This is a genomic window from Stenotrophomonas sp. TWI273 (genome assembly GCF_039674765.1).
Taxonomy (GTDB): Bacteria; Pseudomonadota; Gammaproteobacteria; order Xanthomonadales; family Xanthomonadaceae; genus Stenotrophomonas.
On sequence record NZ_JBDJOA010000005.1, the window covers coordinates 353,613 to 373,916 of the forward strand.

A 20,304-nucleotide genomic window follows, 5' to 3' on the forward strand; every position below is an offset into this window, starting at 1 on the left:
GGTCTTACTCCGGAATCACCACGGTGCCATCGGGGAACACGATGGCGCCGTCACCGCTGACATCGAAGAAGCCCAGCTGGTGGGTGTTGGCCAGCACCTGCACCAGGCCGTGCGCGTTCTCGGCCACCTCGTCATCGAACGAGGCGTAGACCACGTGCTGGCCGATGCTGTAGTCGGTCACTTCCGGGCGGTCGTCTTCCTCATCGGACAGCGGGCCGTCCATCGGCGGGTAATGCTCGGCCAATGCGGCGAAGAATGCCTGCAGCGCCGGCACCGACACCTTCGGGTCGTCGTAGTCGTGCGTCTCGTTCCATTCGGTCTGCGCGTCATACCACTGCAGGAAGGCCTCGGCCTCGCGCGGGGCGACGGCGGGGTCGAACACCATCAGGTCGTAACTCATCGGAAATCACCTTGATCCATGCGCAAATGCATGCGTCAGGATAGCCCTGATCGGTGTGGGCCGGCCGGTCTGCGGCCAGGCCGGTTCAGCGCGGCGCGGGCAGGCCAGGGGCCGCTGCGGGGGGCTGGGCAGGGGTATCGACCACCGGCGCCTCGGGGAACAGGGCATAGCGCAGCCCGATCAGGCCCATCAGCGCCTCATCGCGGGCCTTGCCGGCCGCCACGGTCTGCACGCGCTTGAGCGAGGCCTCCAGCCGGGTCTGCAGCCCGGCCGGGGCAGGCACTGGCCGGCGCTGCGCGGCCTGGGCGCGGTAATGGCGGGCGATGTCGTCCAGGATCGCGTCGATCGCGGCCACGCTGGCCGGCGGCAGGCCATGCCGTGAGCGGCGCAGCTGCAGGATGTTCAGGCCGATCCGCGCTTCGGTGAGCATGTCCACCGAGGCGATGTCGCTGCCTTCCGGCGTCGCCGCCAGGCGCGGTGCCAGCAGGCCGAGCAGATCGAGCATGCGCGCGGCGAACTGCTGGCGGTCCTGCTGGCCACGGCCCTCGGCCGCATCGGCCAGCGTGTTCCAGCCTTGGCGTACCAGCCGGCGTGCGGTCCACTCGGCACCCACCGAGCGGAACAGCCGCGTCATCACCACCGCAAAGCCAATGCCGATGAACATCGCCACGGCCGAGTTGATGAAGCTCTGGATGTTGGCGCTGTAGGTGTTCTGCACGTTCAACAGCGCGACCAGGTTCACCGTGAGCGGCAGGCCGATCAATGCGGTCTTGGGCCGATGCAGCAGCAGGCCCAGCGGCAGGAAGATCACCGCCAGCACCAGCACCAGGCTGCCGAAGTCGTGTACGGCCGGGAAGATCCCGAACAGGTACACGCCGGCCACCAGACTGGCCACGATGGCCCAGAGCAGGAAGGACAGCATGCTCGGCGCCGGATCATCCTGCGCGGCGAAGAACGCGGCGGCCACCGCGGCCATCATCGCGCCGTTGCCGCCGCCCTCCCAGCCGAGCCCGATCCACAGCACGCAGTACGTCATCAGGGCGACGCCGGCACTGGCGGCGGAGAACAGCGCCATGCCGTAGTCCACATGGCGCACGTGATCCACGCGCTGGGTGCGCACGCGGTAATGCGCGGTATCGCTCGGCGCGGTGCCGGCATCGATGGCGGCATGCAGGGTGGTGCAGTCCTGCCAGAGGTCGACCAGCTCTTCCAGCCGCAGCAGCAGGGTCACCAGCAGCAGGTGGTCCAGCTCACCATCCACCGCCGGCTTGAGCGCGACGATGCGTGCGCGCAGTGTGGCGTACGCACTGGCGCTGGAGCGGCCGGGCTGTTCCAGCCACTGGGCCAGATCGGCGATCAGCGTCTCCAGCCCGGGCGGCAGCGCACGGCCACCCGCACGCAACGCCCCGAGCCGGTCGGCGATCGAAGAGAGCACCGGCAGCATCAGCAGCATGCGCTCGCGCAGTCGCTCCATCGAGACCGCCGCGCCGGCATGGCGCGGATCATCGCGACGCATGAATTCGATCAGCGCCTCGAACTGGACCAGATCGGCGGCCAACCGGTTGCGCGGGCCATGCGCATGGCCGCGCGTCAGGATCTGCCGGCACCAGTCGGCCGCATCGCCCATCCAGCTGCCGATCCGCGAGCGCAGCATCGGCCGCACCGAGGCCGGGAAGAACAGCGAGGCGAACAGCACCGCCACCACCGTGCCGAGGATGATCTCCTCGCTGCGCGCCACCACGGTGTCGAAGATGGTGTCCGGCGAGGTCACCGCCGGGAAGCCGATGAAGGCGGTGGTGTACCCGGCCAGCAGGAACGCGTAGCCGCGCGGGCCGCGGTTGAGCAGGGCGATGAACAGACACCCGGACAGCCACAGCGACATCGCCGCGCTGAGCAGCAAGGGGGTTTCCACCAGGTGCGGCAGCATCCACAGCGTCGCCGCACCGGCGATCAGCGTGCCGAGGATGCGATAGGCGCCCTTGGCGCGGGTCGGGCCCAGCATCGGTTGGGTCACGATGTAGACCGTGGCCATCGCCCAGTACGGCCGCGAAAGATTGCCGGCCAGGCCGATGTACAGCGCCGCGATCGCCGCCAGGAAGGTCTTGACCGAGAACAACCAGGCCTGTCTGTCCAGCAGCAGCATGGCTTACCTCGCGGCCGTGCCGGTGGCGACGGCGTCGGCATTCCAGCCGCCGCCGAGCACCAGGAACAGCTGGATCTGGTCGCGCGAGACCTGCGCCTGGGCCTCGGCCAGGGTCGCATCGGCGCTGGCCAGGCTGCGGTCGGCATCCAGGCTGGCCAGGTAGGGCGTGCGCCCGCCCTGATAGAGGCGGCGGTTCTGGCTGGCGGCCAGGTCGGCCTGCTGCTGGGCCTGCTGCAGGAACTGCAGGCGCTGCAGATCCTGGGCATAGCGGCTCAGCGCGGTCTGGGTTTCGCGCAGGGCCTGCAGCACGCTGTGATCGAACTCGGCCAGCGCGGCGTCGGCGCCGGCTTCGGTGGCGTGGATGCGCGCATGCGTGCCGGAAGAGGGCAGCGTCCAGGAAATCAGTGGGCCGATCGACCATTGCTGGGTCAACGGCGTACCGAAGTCTTCCAGCAGGCCGGCGGCACCCACCGAGGCACCGAGGCGGATATCCGGGTACAGCTCGGCGGTGGCCACCCCGATCCGCGCGGTGGCGGCGGCCAGTTTGCGCTCGGCCTGGCGGATGTCCGGGCGGCGCTGCAGCAGCGCGCGGCCATCACCGATCGGCAGCGTCTGCGCCAGCGTTGGGGCCTGGCTGCAGTCGCTCACGCCCTCGGGCAGTTGCCCCGGGGTGCGGCCGAGCAGGGCGGCCAGCTGGTATTCGGAGGCTTGGCGGTGCGCGCGCAGCGGCGGCAGCGCGGCCTGCAGCATCGCCACCTGGGCGTTGGCGCGGGCCAGCTCCGGCGGGGTGCCGCGGCCGGCCGTGATCAGGCGCTGGGTGACCTCGCGGCTGCGCTGCTGCAGCTGCAGCGAGTGCTCGGCCACGTGCAGCTCGTGGTTGGCGTGGCAGATGTCGACGTAGCTGCCGGCCACCTGCGCCACCAGCGACACGCGCGCCAGGTCCATCGCGGCGGCGGTGGCCTGCTCGTCGGCATGCGCGGCCTCGGAGGCGCGCTTGAGCTTGCCGAACAGATCGAACTGATAGGACACCGCGAATTTGCCGTCGGCCAGGTTGATCGGCGGCAGTTCGTGCTCCAGCAGGAACGATTCGGCGGACAGCTGCGCGCGGCTCACGCCGGCCTCGGCCTCGTACTCGAAGCCACCGGCATCCAGCGCCTGCTCGTACACGGCGGCGGCGCGGCGCAGGTTGGCATCGGCCACCTTCAGTTCCACGTTGTCGCGTAGCGCCTGCTGCACCAGCGCATTGAGGGTGTCGTCCTGGTACAGCTCCCACCAGCGCGCGGGCAGCGCGGCCCCAGCGGCGACCTGCGGGTTACCGGTCTCGAGGAAGGCGGCATTCGCCTCCGGCCGCTGGAAGGCGGACCCGGCCGGCACCGCATAGTCCGGGCCGACCGTGCGGCACGCGGCCAGCGTGGTCAGGGCCAACCCGAGGGCGATGCGGTGCAGCGCCGGGCGGTTCACAGCGCCGTCCGTGCCGGTTGCGCCGGCGTGGCCGGGGCGGTGTCCGGCTGGATGGTGACCGTGGCGGTACGCCCGGCGATCAGGTTGACGCCGGCCGGCACGCGGTCGATATGGATGCGCACCGGGATGCGCTGGGCCAGCCGCACCCAGTCGAAGGCCGGGGTCACGTTCGGCAGCAGGCTGCTGCCTTCGCTGCGGTAACGGTCTTCGATGCCGGCGGCGATGCTCTGCACGTGGCCCTGCAGCGGCTGCGCTTCGCCCATCAGGCGGATGTCGACCTTCTGCCCGGCATGCACGCCCTGCAGGCGGGTTTCCTCGAAGTAGCCGTCCACGCGGAACGAGCCGGTATCGAGCACGGCCATCACCGGCCGCCCGGCGGTCACGTAGTCGCCGGCACGCACGGTGCGGTCGTTGACGTGGCCATCGCTGGGGCTGCGCACTTCGGTGCGGGCCAGATTGAGCTTGGCCAGATCCACGGCCGCCTGCGCGGTGGCCATCGAAGCCTGCGCGGCGAGCAGCTTGGCCCGGCGCACTTCGGCGTCCTCGGCGGCGACCAGATCCTGCAGGCTGCGGTCGCGGGCGATCTCGCGGCGCAGCTGGTCCAGCGTGGCGCGGCGCTCGCCCAAAGCGGCCTGGGCCTGCTCCAGCGCGATCTCATAGCGCGCGCGATCGACCACGAACAGCACCTCACCGCGCTTGACCGGCTGGTTGTCGGCCACCTTCACTGCCTCCACCAGCCCGGACACGTCCGGCGCGACCTGGACCACGTCGGCACTGACGTGCGCATCGCGCGTCCACGGCTCATCCATGTAATAGGCCCACAGGTGGCGCAGCACCAGCACGGCGGCCACTACGGCCACGGCGGTCAATACGACCGGGAATGTCTGCTTGAGGATCTTGTTCACGATTGCATCCAACGCATCAGGGAAAACAACCCGCCGAGCACGATCACGTACACGGCCAGGTTGAACAGGGCGGGGTGCCAGATGTGGCGGTAGGCGCCGGTGCGCTGCAGGACCACGCGCAACCCGCTCTTGAGCAGGTAGGCAAGCAGCATCAGCCCGAGCAGGGTCGGGACGAACACACCATAGAGACTGAATTCACCGTACATCGAGGCAGAGGGTTCACTGGAAAAAGGTAGGCGACGACCGTGGGTCGTCGTACGTCATGCCGTCGCAGTACGACACCGGGCCGTACAACGGGAGAGCAGGCTTACGTCACGCGGTCGGCAGCATCGGCCAGCAGCTGCCACAGCTTCAGCACGGTGCGCAGTTCATCCAGGGTCAACGCGCCGAACACGTCCTGGCGCAGCCCGATCAACTGGGTCTCCAGCTGGCTGACCAGGGCCTCGCCCTTGTCGGTCAGCCACAGCAGGTTGGCGCGGCGGTCGCTGGCATCGCATTCGCGGCGGACCAGGTCGCTGGCGGCCAGCTTGTCCAGCAGGCGGACCAGCGAAGGGCCTTCCATGCCCAGCTGGTGGGCCAGCGCCACCTGGCGGATACCCCCGCCGGCGCGCCCGATCATCAGCAGCGGCATGGTGCAGGCAGCGGAAATGCCGTAGCTGCCCAGGGCCTGGTCGGCCAGGCGCTGCCACTGCCGCCCTGCGTATAGCAGGCCGGAACTGAGCTGCATCTGCAGCTGGGTACGTTCGTCGAGGGATCGGTTCATCAGAATAGATAGGATACTACTAATTCGTCTCCTATCAATACCCGTGGCACAACCGCGGCCCAATGACTGCCTGTCCGGACACGGCCCGGGCGCCCCGGCGCAGGACGCCCGAGGGGTCTGTCGGGTACGATGCTCGCCCCCCTTCGGGTGCTGTATGTAATGAGCAAGCAAGACAACGACGCCAACCCCGTCACCCAGGCCGAGGCCGAATCGGCGGTGCGCACCCTGCTGCGCTGGGCCGGTGAAGATCCGACCCGTGAAGGCCTGCTGGATACCCCGCGCCGCGTCGCCGAAGCCTATGGCGACTGGTTCAGCGGCTACCGCGACGACCCGCGCGCTTATATGGAGCGGACCTTCGAGGAAGTGGCCGGCTACGACGAACTGATCGTGCTGCGCGACATCGAGTACGAAAGCCACTGCGAACACCACATGGCGCCGATCATCGGCCGCGTGCACGTCGGCTATCTGCCGGCTGGCAAGGTGGTGGGCATCAGCAAGCTGGCCCGTGTGGTCGAGGCGTACGCACGCCGCTTCCAGGTCCAGGAAAAGATGACCGCGCAGATCGCCCAGTGCATCCAGGACGTGCTGCAGCCGGTCGGCGTGGGCGTGGTGGTGGAAGGTGCGCATGAGTGCATGACCACCCGCGGCATCCACAAGCGCGGCGTCAGCATGGTCACCTCCAAGATGCTGGGCAGCTTCCGCGAGGACGCGCGCACCCGCGCTGAGTTCCTGCGTTTCATCGAAGTGGGCGGCAAGCGCTGATTCCCCGCGCTGTCGCGCGCGGCCGGCAGGTGCTGGGCTTCGGCCCGGCCCTGCGGGTGCGTGCGCGTCCCGTTTCCCTCCCGGCCGCCGCGACCCGCGCGGCCTGTCTTCCTGTCCCCGGTCTCGAATGAAACATCGCGAGCGCATTACCCGTTACCGCCACCTGCGCGAACAATCCCAGTGGAAGCTGCTGGCGGCCGATCACGCGCCGGAGATCATCGGCCTGCTGCAGAGCCTGCTGATGCAGGACGAGCGCACCCTGTCCACCGCGGTGCTGCACGAACGCCTGCAGCGCGCGCTGGATGATCTGAAGGCCGATGAGCTGTCGCGCGATCTGCCGCGCACCGCACAGGCCTACATCGCGCATTGGCTGGCCCAGGGCTGGCTGGAACGCCGCTTGCCCGACGGCGCCGACCAGGAACAGTACGAACTGTCCACCCAGGCCGCGCAGGCGATCCGCTTCGCCGACAGCCTGGAGCAGGCGCGCGCTGCCGCCACCGAGAGCCGCCTGGCCCTGGTGATCGAGCAGCTCTCGCAGCTGGCCGCGCTGACCGAATCCAATCCGGATGCACGCCTGTCCGCGCTGCGCGACGAGCGCGACCGCATCGATGCCGAGATCGCCCGCGTCAGCGGCGGCAAGGTGTCCTCGCTGGATGGCAAGCGCGCGCTGGAACGGACCCGCCAGATCATCGGCCTGGCCGACGAACTGACTGAAGATTTCCGCCGCGTGCGCGATGACTTCGAACGCCTCAACCGTGAATTCCGCGAACGCATCATCGATGACGAAGGCGAGCGCGGCGACGTGCTGTCCAAGCTGTTCGAAGGCGTGGACGTGATCGGCGACAGCGACGCCGGGCGCAGCTTCGAGGCGTTCTGGCGCCTGCTCAATGATGCCGAACAGAGCGCCCAGCTCGATGCCGCGCTGGAGACCGTGCTCGCGCGTGGCTTCGCCCGCAAGCTGGATCGCAACGAGCGCACCTTCCTGCGCGGCTTCACCACCACCATGCTCGAGCGCGGTGGCCAGGTCCACGATGTGCTGCAGCACTTCGCCCGCAGCCTGCGCGGCTTCGTGCAGAGCCGTGGCTACCTGGAACAGCGCCGCCTCAACCAGCTGCTCAAGCAGGCCCAGGGCGAGGCGCTGGGCCTGCGCGACCACATCCCGGCGCAGCGCGGCATCGGCCGCGACCTGCAGCTCACCACCAGCCGGCTGCGCTCGCTGTCGCAATGGAAGCTGCACGACCCGCGCCAGGCGCAGGTGGATGGCAGCGTGCAGCGCAACGACATCGCCGCGATCTCGCTGGAGAGTGTTGGTGATCTGGTGGCCGCCTCTGAAATCGACTTCCGCACCCTGCGCCGCGATCTGCACGACCTGCTCGGCGAGCAGCCGCGGCTGTCGATCGCGCAGGTGCTTGAGCACCGTGAGGCCCCGCAGGGGCTGGGCAGCATCATCGGCTACCTCTCTCTTGGCACCCGCCACGGCGAGGTCGCCACCGATCAACAGGAGATCGCGCAATGGCGCGGCGGCGATGGCCAATGGCGTCGCGCCCGCATTCCGCTGATCTGGTTCACCCAGGAGAAACGCCATGAGCTGGCATGAACAATCCACCGACACCCCGATCGACGGCGGCGCAGACGGGCACGACGACGAACCGGTCGTGGTGACGCCCGTCCTGCGGCGTAACAATGACGTGTTCTACATGGGCGACACCGGCCGGCTGCCGCTCGATGGCCGCCGCGCGCTGTGCCAGCTGCTGATCGGCCCGAGCATCGACCAGCTGCGTCACGCCAAGCTGTGGCCGGCGCTGATCCGCAGCGAAGCGGCGATCCGCTCGGCGCTCTCGGACCTGTTCCTGGAACTGGTGCTGGACCGCGAGAGTGGCGTGGCGTTCACCCGCCAGGCCGATACCGAAGATATCGATGCACCGGTGCTGCTGCGTACCTCGCCGCTGACCTTCATCGACTCGGTGCTGCTGCTGCACCTGCGCCAGCAGTTGGCCGAAGCCGATGCGCGCGGCGTGCGCGCAGTGGTCGAGGATGCCGAACTGGCCGAAGCACTGGCCGTGTACGAGCGCCACCTGTCCACCGACCGCGCCGGCTTCAACCGCCGCGTCGCCAGTGCCGTGCAGAAGATGAAGGACAACCACATCCTCACCCGCCTCGGCGGCGACGATGCGCGTCATGAAGTCTCGCCGGCGCTGAAACTGATGTTCTCCGCCGAAGATGTCGCCGCCCTGGCCCAGGTGTACCGCCGCCTGCGCGAAGCGCCGGCCGACCTCGACGCCTGAGCGCGCGCGCGCGCCGCTGCCCTGCCTGGATTGCTAGCCCTGCCATGACCGTCCACATTCCCGCACCCGCCCTGTTCCCCGGCGACCAGCCCGACCCGCGCGCGCAGCAGTTCCGCATGCGCCGCCTGCAGGTCCACAACTGGGGCACCTTCTCCGGCCTGACCGAAGTGCCGATCGCCGAACGTGGCTTCCTGTTCGTCGGCCGCTCCGGCTCGGGCAAGTCGACCCTGCTCGATGCGATGTCCGCGCTGCTGGTGCCGCCGGCCCTCGTCGACTTCAACGCCGCCGCGCGCGAAGCCGAACGCAGCGGGCGCGACCGCAATCTGGTCTCCTACGTGCGGGGCGCCTGGGCCGACCAGCAGGACAGCGGCACCGGTGAAATCGCCACCCAGTACCTGCGCAAGGGCGCTACCTGGACCGCCCTGGTGCTGGAATACCGCAGCAATGACGGCCGCATCGTCAGCCTGGTGCGCCTGTTCTGGATCGCTGGCAACGGCGCGGCCGCGGCCGATGTGCGCAAGCACTACATGGTGGCCGAGCGCAGTTTCGACATCGCACGTGACCTCGGCGGCTTCGACCTGGACCTGCGCAAGCTCAAGCAGCGCCTGGGCGATGTGCATCACTTCGACAGCTTCGCCAGCTATGCCGAACGGTTCCGCCATGTGCTCGGGATCGAGAACGAGATGGCGCTGCGCCTGCTGCACAAGACGCAGTCGGCGAAGAACCTCGGCGATCTGAACGTGTTCCTGCGCGACTTCATGCTCGATGCACCGCGCACCTTCGATGCGGCCGAGCGGCTGGTCGATGATTTCGCCGAACTCGATGGCGCCCATCAGGCCGTGGTCACCGCGCGCCGCCAGGTCGAAACCCTGCTGCCCGCACGCGGCCACTACGCCGATCTGCAGGCACTGCGCCGCCAGCGCGAAGACCTGGACGAGATGAAGCTGGGCATCGACGGCGTGCGCGAGCAGCGTCGCCTGGCCCTGCTTGAGGCACGCCTGCTGGAACTGGATACCCGCGACCGCGGTCTGTCCGGGGAAGAAGGCCAGCGCCGCAGCGCGCTGGAGAATCATGAAAGCCACCTCGCCGAGCTGGAAGCGCAGCGTCGCCAGCAGGGCGGCGAGCGCATCGAGGAACTGGAGCGCGAGCAGGGCCGTGTCGCCCAGGAGCGCGACCGCCGGCTGGCCAAGCGCAGCCAGGCCAACCACGCCAGCCGCGAACTGGGGGAAACCCTGGCCGAGACCGCGCACGGGTTTGCCGAGCAGCTCGCCCGCGCGCAGGCCCGCCTCGACAACGGCCAGCGCGCCGCGGCCGAGCTGGACGAAGCCATCGCCGAGCGCATGGGCGGCAAGCGCGACGACGAGCGCCGCTTCGCCGAGGTGCGTTCGGAACTGGAGGCGCTCAAGCGCACCCCGTCCAGCATTCCCGCGCCGATGCAGCAGCTGCGCGCGCGCCTGAGCAGCGACACCGGCATTCCCGAGGCGGCACTGCCGTTCGTGGGCGAACTGCTGCAGGTCCGCGACGAAGACGCCGCATGGCAGGGCGCCATCGAGCGCGTGCTGCACGGCTTCGCGCAGTCGCTGCTGGTCGATGAGCGCCACCACGCCGAGGTCTCGGCGTGGATCAACCAGACCCACCTCGGGACCCGCCTGGTCTATTACCGGGTGCGCCGCAACGACGATGCACTGCATGGCCGCGAGCCGGGCGCACGTTCGCTGCTGCACAAGCTGGTGCTGCGCGAGCACGGCTATGCCGGCTGGCTGCGCCGCGAGCTGGGCAAGCGCTTCGACTACGAGTGCGTGGATGCACGCCATCTGCGCGATACCGACCGCGGCATCACCAAGGAAGGCCAGGTCAAGCACCCGGGCGAGCGCTTCGAGAAGGACGATCGCCACAACATCAGCGACCGCCGCCGCTGGCTGCTCGGCTTCAACAACCGCGACAAGCTGGATCTGTACGAGCGCGAAGCGATTGAACTGGCCCAGCGCATCGCTGCCTGCGACAGCGACGTGGCCGGCCTGCGTGCGCAGCGCGAACAGGACGGCAAGGCCCGACTGGCCTGCCATCAGCTGTGCACGCTGGGCTGGGACGAGATCGATGTGGCCGCACCGCTGCAGCGCCTGGACGACATCGCCCAGGCCCTGCACGACCTGCGCGAAGGCAATGCCGATCTGCGCAGGCTGGGCGAACAGATCGAGAAGACCCGGGCCGATGTGGCCCAGGCCAAGCGCACCTATGAAGACGTACGCGTGGAGCGCGGCCAGCTCGGCCGTGAACACGAACGCCTGGAACGCCTGCACGAGCAGTGCGCGCCGCTGGCCAAGCGCGTGGTCACGCCGCTGCAGCAGCAGGGCCTGGACGAACGCCTGAAGGCGCTCGGCGTGCTCAGCCTGGAGAACCTGGAAGCCCACTTCCGGCAGATCAGCAACACCCTCAACGAACAGCTCGGCGGTGCCCAGGCCGAACACAACCGGCTGGAAAACCTGCTGCTCGGCTGCTTCCGCCGCTACTGCCAGGCCTGGCCGGAAGACAGCGGCGACTTCACCGTCAGCCTGTCCAGCGCCGAAGATTTCCTGGCCCGCCTGCAACGGCTGGAGAACGATGGCCTGCCGCAGCACGAGGCACGCTTCTTCGATCTGCTGCAGAGCCAGAGCAAGAACAACCTGTTGGCCCTGCAGCGGCACACGGCCGAGGCGCGCAAGTCGATCGCCCAGCGCCTGGACGAGGTCAATGCCTCGCTGGAGCAGGTACCGTTCAATCGCGGCACCCTGCTGACCATCGAACTCACCGACCGCCGCCTGCCCGAGGTACTGGATTTCCACCAGCGCCTGCGTGACGTGCTGTCCCAGCAGCAGACCGAGCAGCGCGAACTGGCCGAAGCGCAGTTCGCGGTGCTGCGTGAGCTGGTCGCCAAGCTCGGCTCGCAGGAAGGCGAGGACAAGCGCTGGCGCGAGCTGGTGCTGGACGTGCGCCTGCATGTGGAATTCGTCGGCGTCGAGCTCGACGCCGCCACCCGCCAGCAGGTCGAGATCTACCGCAGCGGTGCGGGCAAGTCCGGCGGTCAGCGCCAGAAGCTGGCCACCACCTGCCTGGCGGCCGCGCTGCGCTACCAGCTCGGTGGCGCCGACGGCCAGCTGCCCAGCTACGCGGCGGTGGTGCTCGATGAAGCCTTCGACAAGGCCGACAACGAGTTCACCGCGCTGGCGATGAACATCTTCGACAACTTCGGGTTCCAGATGGTCGTGGCCACCCCGCTGAAGTCGGTGATGACGCTGGAGCCGTTCATCGGCGGTGCCTGCTTCGTGGAGATCAGCGGTCGCCACGACTCCGGCGTCCTGTTGATCGAGTACGACGACGAAGGCAAGCGCCTGAAGCTGCCCGAGCGTGCCCGCGCCGGCGAGACGACGGCGGCACCGGCACCGGCCGTGATTGCCCCGCCTGCCGTAGTGGATGCCCCCGAGGCGATGGCCACTGAAGTGATGGCGGCCTCGATCGACGAGGACGCCCACGTCGAGGCCGAGGTCGTGGCGGCGCCGGCAGCGGCGTCGGCATCCCGCCCGAAGAAGGCTGTGCCCCAGGTGCCGGCAAAGAAAGCGGCAAAGAAGACGGCCACCAAGGCCGCGCCCAAGGCGCCCGCAAAGAAGCCCGCCAAGCCCAAGCGCTGAGCAACCGACGGGTCAGCCCCAGGGCTGGCCCGTCCTGCTAACCGGCGAAGGTGTCCCAGCCCATCCGGGCGATCAGCACCACCACCAGGCCGACGAACAGCTTGCGGATGAAGGGCGTGCCACCGCGCAGCGCCATCCGCGTGCCGACCACCGAGCCGATGATGTTGGCCGCGGCCATCGGCAGTGCGAACAGCCACAGGATGTTGCCGGTCGGCACGAAGAACGAGATCGCCGCCACGTTGGTCGCCAGGTTCACCACCTTGGAGGCGGCCGACGCACGCAGGAAGTCCAGCCCGAAGAAGCGCACGAACAGGAAGATCAGGAAGCTGCCGGTGCCGGGCCCGAAGAAGCCGTCGTAGAACCCGATCACCGCACCGATCGCCAACGCGGTCACCAGTTCCTTGCGGCCGATCTCGCGCGGGCGGTGCAGGGCACCGAAGTCCTTCTTCCACAGCGTGTAGCCGAGCATCGCCACCAGCAGCACCAGCACCAGCGGGCGTACCGCGTCCTTGGGCAGCAGGCTGACCGCCGTGGCCCCGGCAAACGAGAACACAAACGCCGTGCCCGCCGCGAACAGTACCGGCCGCCACGGGAAGCGCACATTGCGCGCGTAGCGGAATGCGGCAGCCGCCGTGCCGAACATCGAGCTGAACTTGTTGGTGCCGAACAGCATCGCCGGCGTGTGCTGCGGCAAGACGGTGAACAACCCGGGCAACTGCACCAGCCCACCGCCGCCGACGGCGGCATCGACCAGGCCGGCGATGAAGGCGATCGCCACCAACCACAACAGCTCAGGGGGAACCAGCTCAAGCACGGCAGCACATCGCGGCAGAAGGCGCGCCAGCATACGCCCGGTCATCGCGCGACAATACCCCCATGACCACCGCCATCTCCGATCCCTGTCCCTGCGGCCGCCCACTGGCCTACACCGCCTGCTGCGGCCGCTACCACGCCGGCACACCCGCGCCGGATGCCGAAGCGCTGATGCGCTCGCGCTACAGCGCCTACGTGCGCCACCTGGCCGGGTACCTGCTGGCCAGCTGGCACCCGTCCACGCGCCCGGCCGAGCTGTCGCTGGACGAAGCACCCGGCCAGCGCACGCAGTGGCTGGGTCTGACGATCCACGCACATACCCGCTCAGATGCCGACCACGCCCAGGTCCGTTTCACCGCGCGCTACAAGGTCGGCGGCGGCAGTGCGGTGAAAATGCTCGAACACAGCCGCTTCGTCCGCGAAGACGGCCGCTGGTTCTATCTCGACGCATTCTGAGCGTTGTCACCCGATCCATGCCGTGCCATGACGTGGCGCTCACCCCGGCTGGCCGATCCTGATCGCGATGACTACCGCCGTTGCTGCCGCACCTCCGCATACTGCCGCCCCGCCGACGTCGCTGGCCGCCCGCTACGCCAGCGTGCGCGCCCGCACGGTCGCGCTGGCCGCGCCGCTCAGTGCGGAAGACGCCATGGTGCAGAGCATGGCCGACGCCAGTCCGGCAAAATGGCACCTGGCCCACACCACGTGGTTCTTCGAGCGCTTCGTGCTGGCCACCCGGCCCGGCTACGCACCGGTCGATGCGGACTGGCATTACCTGTTCAACAGCTACTACCAGAGCATCGGCCCGGCCCATGCGCGCCCCCAGCGCGGTCTGCTCTCGCGGCCCTCGCTGGATGAAGTGCTGCATTTCCGCGCCGAGATCGACCAGCGCGTGATCGCTGCGCTGCAGGCCGGCAGCCTGAGTGAGCAGGCCCAGCAGCAGCTGCTGCTCGGCCTGCACCATGAGCAGCAGCATCAGGAACTCCTGCTGACCGATATCAAGCACGCGTTCTGGTCCAACCCGCTGCAGCCGGCCTACCGCGAGGATCTTGTCGTGGCGCCGGCCCGTGCGCTGCCGCTGCAGTGGCTCAGCAGTCCTGAACAGATCGTGGAGATCGGCGCGCCGGTCTGGCCCACCCGCCCCACGTTCGCCTATGACAACGAATCGCCGGTCCACCGCGTATTGGTGCCCGCGCATGCGCTGGCCAACCGCCCGGTCAGCAACGAGGAGTACCGCCAGTTCGTGCAGGCCGGTGGCTACCGCGAGCCGCGTTGGTGGATGAGCGAAGGCTGGACCCTGTGTCAGGAGCAGCACTGGGAGCATCCACTCTATTGGGATGACGCGCTGGAGCGGGAGTTCACCCTCGGCGGCTGGCGTGCGCTCGACCCCCACGCACCGGTCTGCCATCTCAGTTACTTCGAAGCCGACGCCTACGCACGCTGGCAGGACGCCAGGCTGCCCACCGAATTCGAATGGGAGGCCGCCACCGCCGGCCGGCCGCTGCGGGGTCGCTTCGCCGATACCGATCACCTCCACCCGGGCGGGGCGGCGGAAGAAGGCGATCTCGTCCAGCTGTTTGGCGATGTCTGGGAATGGACCAGCAGCGCCTACGGGCCGTATCCCGGCTTCCGCACCTTCCCGGGCAACCTCGGTGAGTACAACGGCAAATTCATGTGCGGGCAGTGGGTGCTGCGCGGAGGCAGCTGCGCCACCCCGGCCGATCACCTGCGCGCCAGCTACCGCAATTTCTTCGCGCCGTCGGCCCGGTGGCAGTTCGCCGGCCTGCGCCTGGCCCGGGATGCCGCATGAGTTCGGTCCGTGATGCACTCCAAGCGTTGACCGATCTGCAGCCGGATCGGGACCAGATCACCGCCGACATCCTGCGTGGTCTGTCCACCACGCCGCGGCAGCTGCCCTCCAAGTACTTCTACGATGCGCAGGGCTCGGCGCTGTTCGAGCAGATCACCCAGCAGCCGGAGTACTACCCGACCCGCACCGAGCTGCAGCTGCTGCAGGACTGCGCGCGTGACATCGCCAAGGTGGTCGGCCCGCGCCTGCATGTGGTCGAGCTGGGCAGTGGCAGCGGGCGCAAGACCGAACTGCTGCTGCATGCGCTGCGGGACCCGGTCGCTTACACCCCGATCGAAATCTCCCGCGCCGCGCTGCTGGACAGCATCACCCGGCTGGCCCCCTCGCTGCCGGACATCGAAATGCTGCCGGTCTGCGCGGATTTCACCCAGCCGGTGCAGTTGCCATCGCCGCAGCGCGAGCCGGCCCGCCACCTGGTGTTCTTCCCTGGATCGACCTTGGGCAACTTCGCCCACGACGACGCCGTCGCCCTGTTGAAGGCGATGCGCCAGACCATGGGCCCGGATGGCATGGCCCTGATCGGCATCGACCTGCACAAGGACGCGGCGTTGATCGAAGCGGCGTACAACGATGCCGCCGGGGTCACCGCCGAGTTCACCCTCAATCTGCTGCGTCGGCTCAACCGCGACATCGGCAGCGATTTCGATCTGGACGGCTTCCGCCATCGTGCCCGCTACAGCGTGCCGCGGCTGCGCATCGAAACCGAGCTGGTCAGCCAGCGCGACCAGCGCGTGCAGGTGGGGGGGCAGAGCTTCGACTTCGCCGAAGGCGAGGCGATGACCGTCGAGTACAGTCACAAGTACACCGATGCGGTGTTCGCCGCGATGGCCGCCGCCGCCGGCCTGCGCGTGACCGCCCACTGGAACGCCACCGATCCCGCCTTCGGCCTGCGTCTGCTGCAGCCGGCCTGACCTGCGCGGCATTGCCGCTATGATGCAGGTCCACTGGCTGCAAGGATTCCGCCAATGCGATGGTCGCCCCTGTTGTTGGCCGGGCTGTGGCTCGGCGCACCGTCGATCGCGGTCGCCGCGCCGGACGCATTCGCCACCTGCCTGGTCACGCTGAAGGCGCAGGCCGGCAAGCAGGGCATCAGCGCCGAGCGCTTCGAGGTGCTCACCGCCGGGCTGACCCCCGACCCCAGCGTGTTGCCGCTGCTGGATGCACAGCCGGAGTTCACCACTCCGTTGTGGGATTACCTGGCCGCGCTGGTGGATACCCAGCGCGTTGATGACGGGCGCGCCCGTCTGATCGAGCACCGTGATCTGCTGGCCCGTGTTTCGGCCGAGTACGGTGTCGATGCCGCCACCATTGTCGCGGTGTGGGGCGTAGAGAGCGATTACGGCCGCGTGTTCGGCAAGCGCCCGCTGCTGCAGTCGTTGGCCACGCTCTCCTGCGAAGGCCGCCGCCAGCCCTTCTTCCGCGGTGAACTGCTGGCCCTGCTCAAGCTGATCGATGCCGGCGACCTGCGCGCCGAGGGCCTGACCGGCTCGTGGGCCGGCGCCTTCGGCCACACCCAGTTCATGCCCTCCACCTATGCGCGCATCGCGGTGGATGGCGACGGCGATGGTCGCCGCGATCTGGTCGCCTCCATTCCCGATGCGCTGGCCTCCACCGCCAACTATCTCAAGAAGGCAGGCTGGCGTACCGGGCAGCCGTGGGGCATCGAGGTGAAGATTCCGGCCGGCTTCAACGCCGCCCAAGCCGGCCGCACCCAGCGCAAGCCACTGGCTGACTGGCGCGCGCTGGGCATCGTCCCGGTCGCCGGGGGGGGCCTGGCGCCTGCCGGGCTCCCGGCCGACAGCAACGCGGCACTGCTGCTCCCGACCGGTGCCAAGGGCCCGGCGTGGCTGGTGTTCCGCAATTACGATGCGATCTACGCCTACAACGCCGCCGAGAGCTACGCGCTGGCGATCGCGACACTGGCCGATCGCCTGCGTGGTGGAACCGGCATTGCCGCCGCCTGGCCAACCGATGATCCCGGCATCGGCCGTACCGAACGTCGAGAGCTGCAGACCCTGTTGCTGGCCCGCGGCCACGATATCGGTACGGCCGACGGCATGATCGGTACCGCCACCCGCCGCGCCATCCAGGCCGAGCAGCAGCGCCTGGGCTGGACCCCCGCCGATGGCCGTGCCGGCCAGCGCATTCTCACCGCCCTGCGCGGTGCTCCTCCTTCTTCCACACCGACCATGCCCGCATCCACCGTGTTCACCCTGCCGCCCAATCACGCCCAGTACGTCCAATCCCCGGCGGCGCCCCGCGCGGCCCTGCCCAAGGTGCCCGGGCTCAGCCTGGCCGACATCCAGGGCTTCCCCGCGTGGACGGTCGAGACCCCGTTCGCCACCGCCGCGATCAGCGTATTCGGTGGCCAGCTCCTGTCCTACGTGCCCAAGGGCGGGCAGGACGTCATGTGGCTCTCGCCGAGCGCCCAGCCGCTGCCGACCCCGATCCGCGGGGGCAGCCCCGTGTGCTGGCCGTACTTCGGCCGCCAGGGGCAGGGCAATGACGTGCCCTCGCATGGCTTCGTCCGCAACGTGCCATGGACCCTGCAGCAGGCCCGTCGAGAGGCCGACGGCACCATGGTGCTGACCCTGGCGCCGCCGGTGCTGGAGAACCTGGACCTGCGCCTGCGCATGGAGCTGCGCATCGGCCGGACCCTGGAACAGCGCCTGATCACCGAAAACACCGGCCGCCAGCCGGTCGCCTTCACCCAGGCCCTGCACAACTACTTCCATGTCAGCGATGCGATGCAGGTCAGCGTGGAGGGCCTGGATGGCCTGTCCTACCTGGACAAGTTCGAGAATTACGCGACCCCGCGCCAGCAGCAGGGCGACTGGAACCTGCGCGACCCGCGCGATCCCGGCCGCAGCGACCGCATCTATACGCAGGCCGGCGGCCGCTACGTGCTCAAGGACCCGGGCCTGAAGCGCCGCATCGAGATCACCACCACCGGCAGCCGCTCGCTGGTCGCCTGGAACCCGGGTGAGGCCGGCGCCAGCAAGATGGCCGATGTCGGGGCCGGCTGGCGCAACTATGTGTGCCTGGAAGCGGCCAACGCCGGTCCGGATGTGGTGACGCTGGCGCCGGGCGCGCAGCACGTGCTGCAGCAGACGCTGGCGGTTCGCCCGCTATGAGTACGGTTCCACCCCCGGCCGGGCTGGACGAGACCGCCGACAATCCTTATCGCGCGCCCAGCACCGCCATGCACGAGGCCATGATCGACGCCCAGATCGATGCGGCCGTGGCGGTGCATGACCGCCATCCGCTGCTGGCGAAGGCGGTGGGCGACAACTTCGCGTTGTACGCCCGTCGCTGGCATCTGGATGACGCCGGTGACCGCTGGCCGCGTCCGTGGCACTGGCCGGCCGTCCTGTTCGGCTTCCACTGGCTCATGTACCGGCGCATGTACCTGGTGGCATTGGCGGTGCTGGTTGCTGATTTCGCCATTGGCATGGCGATGGTCCTGCTGGACCTGGCCGTGGGCGGCATCGTGCTATCGCTGGGCGTGCAGCTCTCGGTGGGCATCTTCGGCAATGCGCTGTACCGCTGGCATTGCCGCCGCATGGTAGCGCGGGCGCAGGCCCGTTTTACCGGGCAGCCGGAGCGGATCAACGCCGAACTGGTACGCCGCGGGGGTACCAGCCGGCTTGCCCTGGGCCTGGGCCTGGCACTGTTCGTCGTACTGCGTATCTTCGAAGGCGCGTGAGGCGTCAGCGGGCGACCGGACGCGGTCGCAGTGCTGCCAGGCAGATGCCGCCGGCGACCAACCCCCAGAACGCCGAGCCGATCCCGGCCAGCGACAGGCCCGAGGCGGTGACCAGGAAGGTCACCAGCGCCGCTTCGCGATCGGCCTCCTCACGCAGGGCCGTCGCCAGGCTGTTGGCGATGGTGCCCAACAGTGCGATGCCGGCCACGCAGGCCACCAGTTCCTTGGGGAAGGCGGCGAACACGGCCGCCACCGTCGCCCCGAACAGGCCCACCACGATATAGAAGGCGCCCGCGGCCACCGCGGCGGTATAACGGCGGGCCGGATCCTCGTGTGCCTCACCGCCCATGCAGATCGCGGCGGTGATCGCGGCCAGGTTGAGCCCATAGGCGCCAAACGGGGCGAGTAGCGTGTTGACCACCCCGATCCAGCCGATCACCGGCGATACCGGGGTGTCGTAGCCGGAGGCACGGATCACCGCTACGCCCGGGATGTTCTGCGAGGCCATGGTGACCACGAACAGGGGCAGGGCGATGCCGAACACCGCCGACCACGACAGCGTTGGCCAGGTGAATACCGGCGTGGCCAGTTCCAGCCGCACGTCCTGCATATGAAGCAGGCCCTGACCTGCGGCGACCAGGACACCGACAACCAGCGTGGCGATCACCGCATAGCGCGGGAACAGCCGTCGCCCGATCAGCCAGGTGGCGAACATCGCCAGTGCCATGCCCAGCTGAGTGCCCATGGAGACGAACACATCCAGACCGAAGCGCAGCAGTACGCCAGCAAGCATGCCAGCGGCCAGCGCCATCGGCACACGCTTCATCAGCTTCGCGAAGATCCCCGAGAAGCCGGCGAGCATGCCCAGCACCGCGGCAAGGACGAACGCACCGATCGCATCGCTGTAGCCGACCGCGCCCGCACCCACCACGAGCATGGCCGCACCCGGCGTGGACCATGCAGTGACGACCGGCATCCGATAGCGCAGTGACAGACCAATACACGTCACGCCCATGCCAAGGCCCAACGCCCACATCCACGAGGCGATCTGCGCCTGGTCGGCGCCTACCGCGCGTGCGGCCTGGAACACGATCACCGCCGAACTGGCGAAGCCCACCAATACCGTAATGAAGCCCGCCATCACCGCAGGCAGGGAGAGATCGCGCCACAACGAACGTTTGCCTACCGCGGACATCGCATGCATTCCTGATGACAAGAGATGCATTGTTAGCAAGCCAGCGGCAGCACGCGCAACGCGCGTGCTGCCGCGCTTGTTGATGAGCAGCATGGATGGATGACGCGTTGATGAAAAAGATCGACGAAAACCCTTGACGAATTTTCAGAAGTCTTTAGTATTCGCTCCCTCGCTGCGACGCGGTCTTCACCCCGGTGAACACCCACCCGCAGCGACGGCAACAAGCTTCGAAAGAAGGTGTTGACGGAAACGAAAAGCCTGACATAATAGGCGGCTCGCAACGACGAAAGCCTCTAAGGCGAACGACGAAGCGGCATCGGCAACAACGGTTCACTT

General features: G+C 68.7%; 16 protein-coding genes and 1 pseudogene. 9 read left to right on the plus strand and 8 right to left on the minus strand.

Annotated features, from left to right (window positions below; genetic code table 11):
• Positions 1 to 4: 4 nt before the first annotated feature.
• The 6 genes from ABE571_RS09775 to ABE571_RS09800 form a co-directional block, all read right to left on the minus strand.
• Positions 5 to 400, minus strand: a complete 396-nt coding sequence (locus ABE571_RS09775; RefSeq protein ID WP_088435243.1) for a hypothetical protein — start codon at positions 398 to 400, stop codon at positions 5 to 7.
• 85 nt (positions 401 to 485) lie between these two features.
• Positions 486 to 2,543, minus strand: coding sequence for an FUSC family protein (locus tag ABE571_RS09780; protein WP_313211294.1), 2,058 nt, complete (start codon positions 2,541 to 2,543; stop codon positions 486 to 488).
• Between the two features lie 3 nt (positions 2,544 to 2,546).
• The gene (locus tag ABE571_RS09785) at positions 2,547 to 4,004 is read right to left on the minus strand and encodes an efflux transporter outer membrane subunit (protein ID WP_346493628.1); all 1,458 of its coding nucleotides are present in this window, start codon (positions 4,002 to 4,004) and stop codon (positions 2,547 to 2,549) included.
• The gene (locus ABE571_RS09790; protein WP_346481174.1) at positions 4,001 to 4,909 is read right to left on the minus strand and encodes an HlyD family secretion protein; all 909 of its coding nucleotides are present in this window, start codon (positions 4,907 to 4,909) and stop codon (positions 4,001 to 4,003) included. The genes ABE571_RS09785 and ABE571_RS09790 overlap by 4 nt, the downstream gene beginning before the upstream one ends.
• Positions 4,906 to 5,115 (minus strand): DUF1656 domain-containing protein, encoded by a 210-nt coding sequence (locus ABE571_RS09795; protein WP_019183984.1) that lies wholly within the window; start codon positions 5,113 to 5,115, stop codon positions 4,906 to 4,908. Before ABE571_RS09795 ends, ABE571_RS09790 begins: the two co-directional genes overlap by 4 nt.
• Before the next feature lie 101 nt (positions 5,116 to 5,216).
• Positions 5,217 to 5,672, minus strand: coding sequence for a MarR family transcriptional regulator (locus tag ABE571_RS09800; RefSeq protein ID WP_313211297.1), 456 nt, complete (start codon positions 5,670 to 5,672; stop codon positions 5,217 to 5,219).
• A gap of 159 nt (positions 5,673 to 5,831) precedes the next feature.
• On the opposite strand from ABE571_RS09800, the gene folE reads away from it, so the two are divergent.
• From folE to ABE571_RS09820, 4 genes and pseudogenes are all read left to right on the plus strand, one after another.
• Positions 5,832 to 6,434 (plus strand): GTP cyclohydrolase I FolE, encoded by a 603-nt coding sequence (gene folE, locus ABE571_RS09805; protein WP_019183982.1) that lies wholly within the window; start codon positions 5,832 to 5,834, stop codon positions 6,432 to 6,434.
• A 127-nt stretch (positions 6,435 to 6,561) separates the two neighbouring features.
• Positions 6,562 to 8,031: a DUF3375 domain-containing protein gene (locus ABE571_RS09810; protein ID WP_313219793.1), complete on the plus strand. Its 1,470-nt coding sequence runs from the start codon at positions 6,562 to 6,564 to the stop codon at positions 8,029 to 8,031.
• A gap of 88 nt (positions 8,032 to 8,119) precedes the next feature.
• Positions 8,120 to 8,719 (plus strand): annotated as a pseudogene (locus tag ABE571_RS09815) (DUF4194 domain-containing protein); the annotation flags it as partial.
• 44 nt (positions 8,720 to 8,763) lie between these two features.
• Entirely contained in the window at positions 8,764 to 12,384 is a 3,621-nt protein-coding gene (locus tag ABE571_RS09820; RefSeq protein WP_346493629.1) for an SbcC/MukB-like Walker B domain-containing protein, read from the plus strand.
• Positions 12,385 to 12,421: 37 nt separating this feature from the next.
• On the opposite strand, the gene ABE571_RS09825 is transcribed toward ABE571_RS09820, so the two are convergent.
• Positions 12,422 to 13,198, minus strand: a complete 777-nt coding sequence (locus tag ABE571_RS09825) for a TSUP family transporter (RefSeq protein WP_070474219.1) — start codon at positions 13,196 to 13,198, stop codon at positions 12,422 to 12,424.
• Between the two features lie 62 nt (positions 13,199 to 13,260).
• On the opposite strand from ABE571_RS09825, the gene ABE571_RS09830 reads away from it, so the two are divergent.
• The 5 genes from ABE571_RS09830 to ABE571_RS09850 all read left to right on the plus strand — a co-directional run bounded on the left by ABE571_RS09830 (position 13,261) and on the right by ABE571_RS09850 (position 18,773).
• Positions 13,261 to 13,653, plus strand: a complete 393-nt coding sequence (locus tag ABE571_RS09830) for a YchJ family metal-binding protein (protein WP_346465251.1) — start codon at positions 13,261 to 13,263, stop codon at positions 13,651 to 13,653.
• 67 nt (positions 13,654 to 13,720) lie between these two features.
• A complete protein-coding gene (gene egtB, locus ABE571_RS09835; protein WP_313211301.1) occupies positions 13,721 to 15,007 on the plus strand; it encodes an ergothioneine biosynthesis protein EgtB in 1,287 nt (428 codons plus the stop codon).
• Positions 15,004 to 15,978, plus strand: coding sequence for an L-histidine N(alpha)-methyltransferase (egtD, locus tag ABE571_RS09840; RefSeq protein WP_346462812.1), 975 nt, complete (start codon positions 15,004 to 15,006; stop codon positions 15,976 to 15,978). The genes egtB and egtD overlap by 4 nt, the downstream gene beginning before the upstream one ends.
• Before the next feature lie 54 nt (positions 15,979 to 16,032).
• On the plus strand, positions 16,033 to 18,201 hold the full coding sequence (locus tag ABE571_RS09845) for a lytic murein transglycosylase (RefSeq protein ID WP_346493630.1): 2,169 nt from the start codon (positions 16,033 to 16,035) through the stop codon (positions 18,199 to 18,201).
• A complete protein-coding gene (locus ABE571_RS09850; protein ID WP_346493631.1) occupies positions 18,198 to 18,773 on the plus strand; it encodes a DUF2628 domain-containing protein in 576 nt (191 codons plus the stop codon). The genes ABE571_RS09845 and ABE571_RS09850 overlap by 4 nt, the downstream gene beginning before the upstream one ends.
• Before the next feature lie 4 nt (positions 18,774 to 18,777).
• Here the strand turns inward: ABE571_RS09850 and ABE571_RS09855 are convergent, their stop codons facing one another.
• Positions 18,778 to 19,968: a benzoate/H(+) symporter BenE family transporter gene (locus ABE571_RS09855; protein ID WP_346493632.1), complete on the minus strand. Its 1,191-nt coding sequence runs from the start codon at positions 19,966 to 19,968 to the stop codon at positions 18,778 to 18,780.
• Positions 19,969 to 20,304 lie beyond the last annotated feature (336 nt).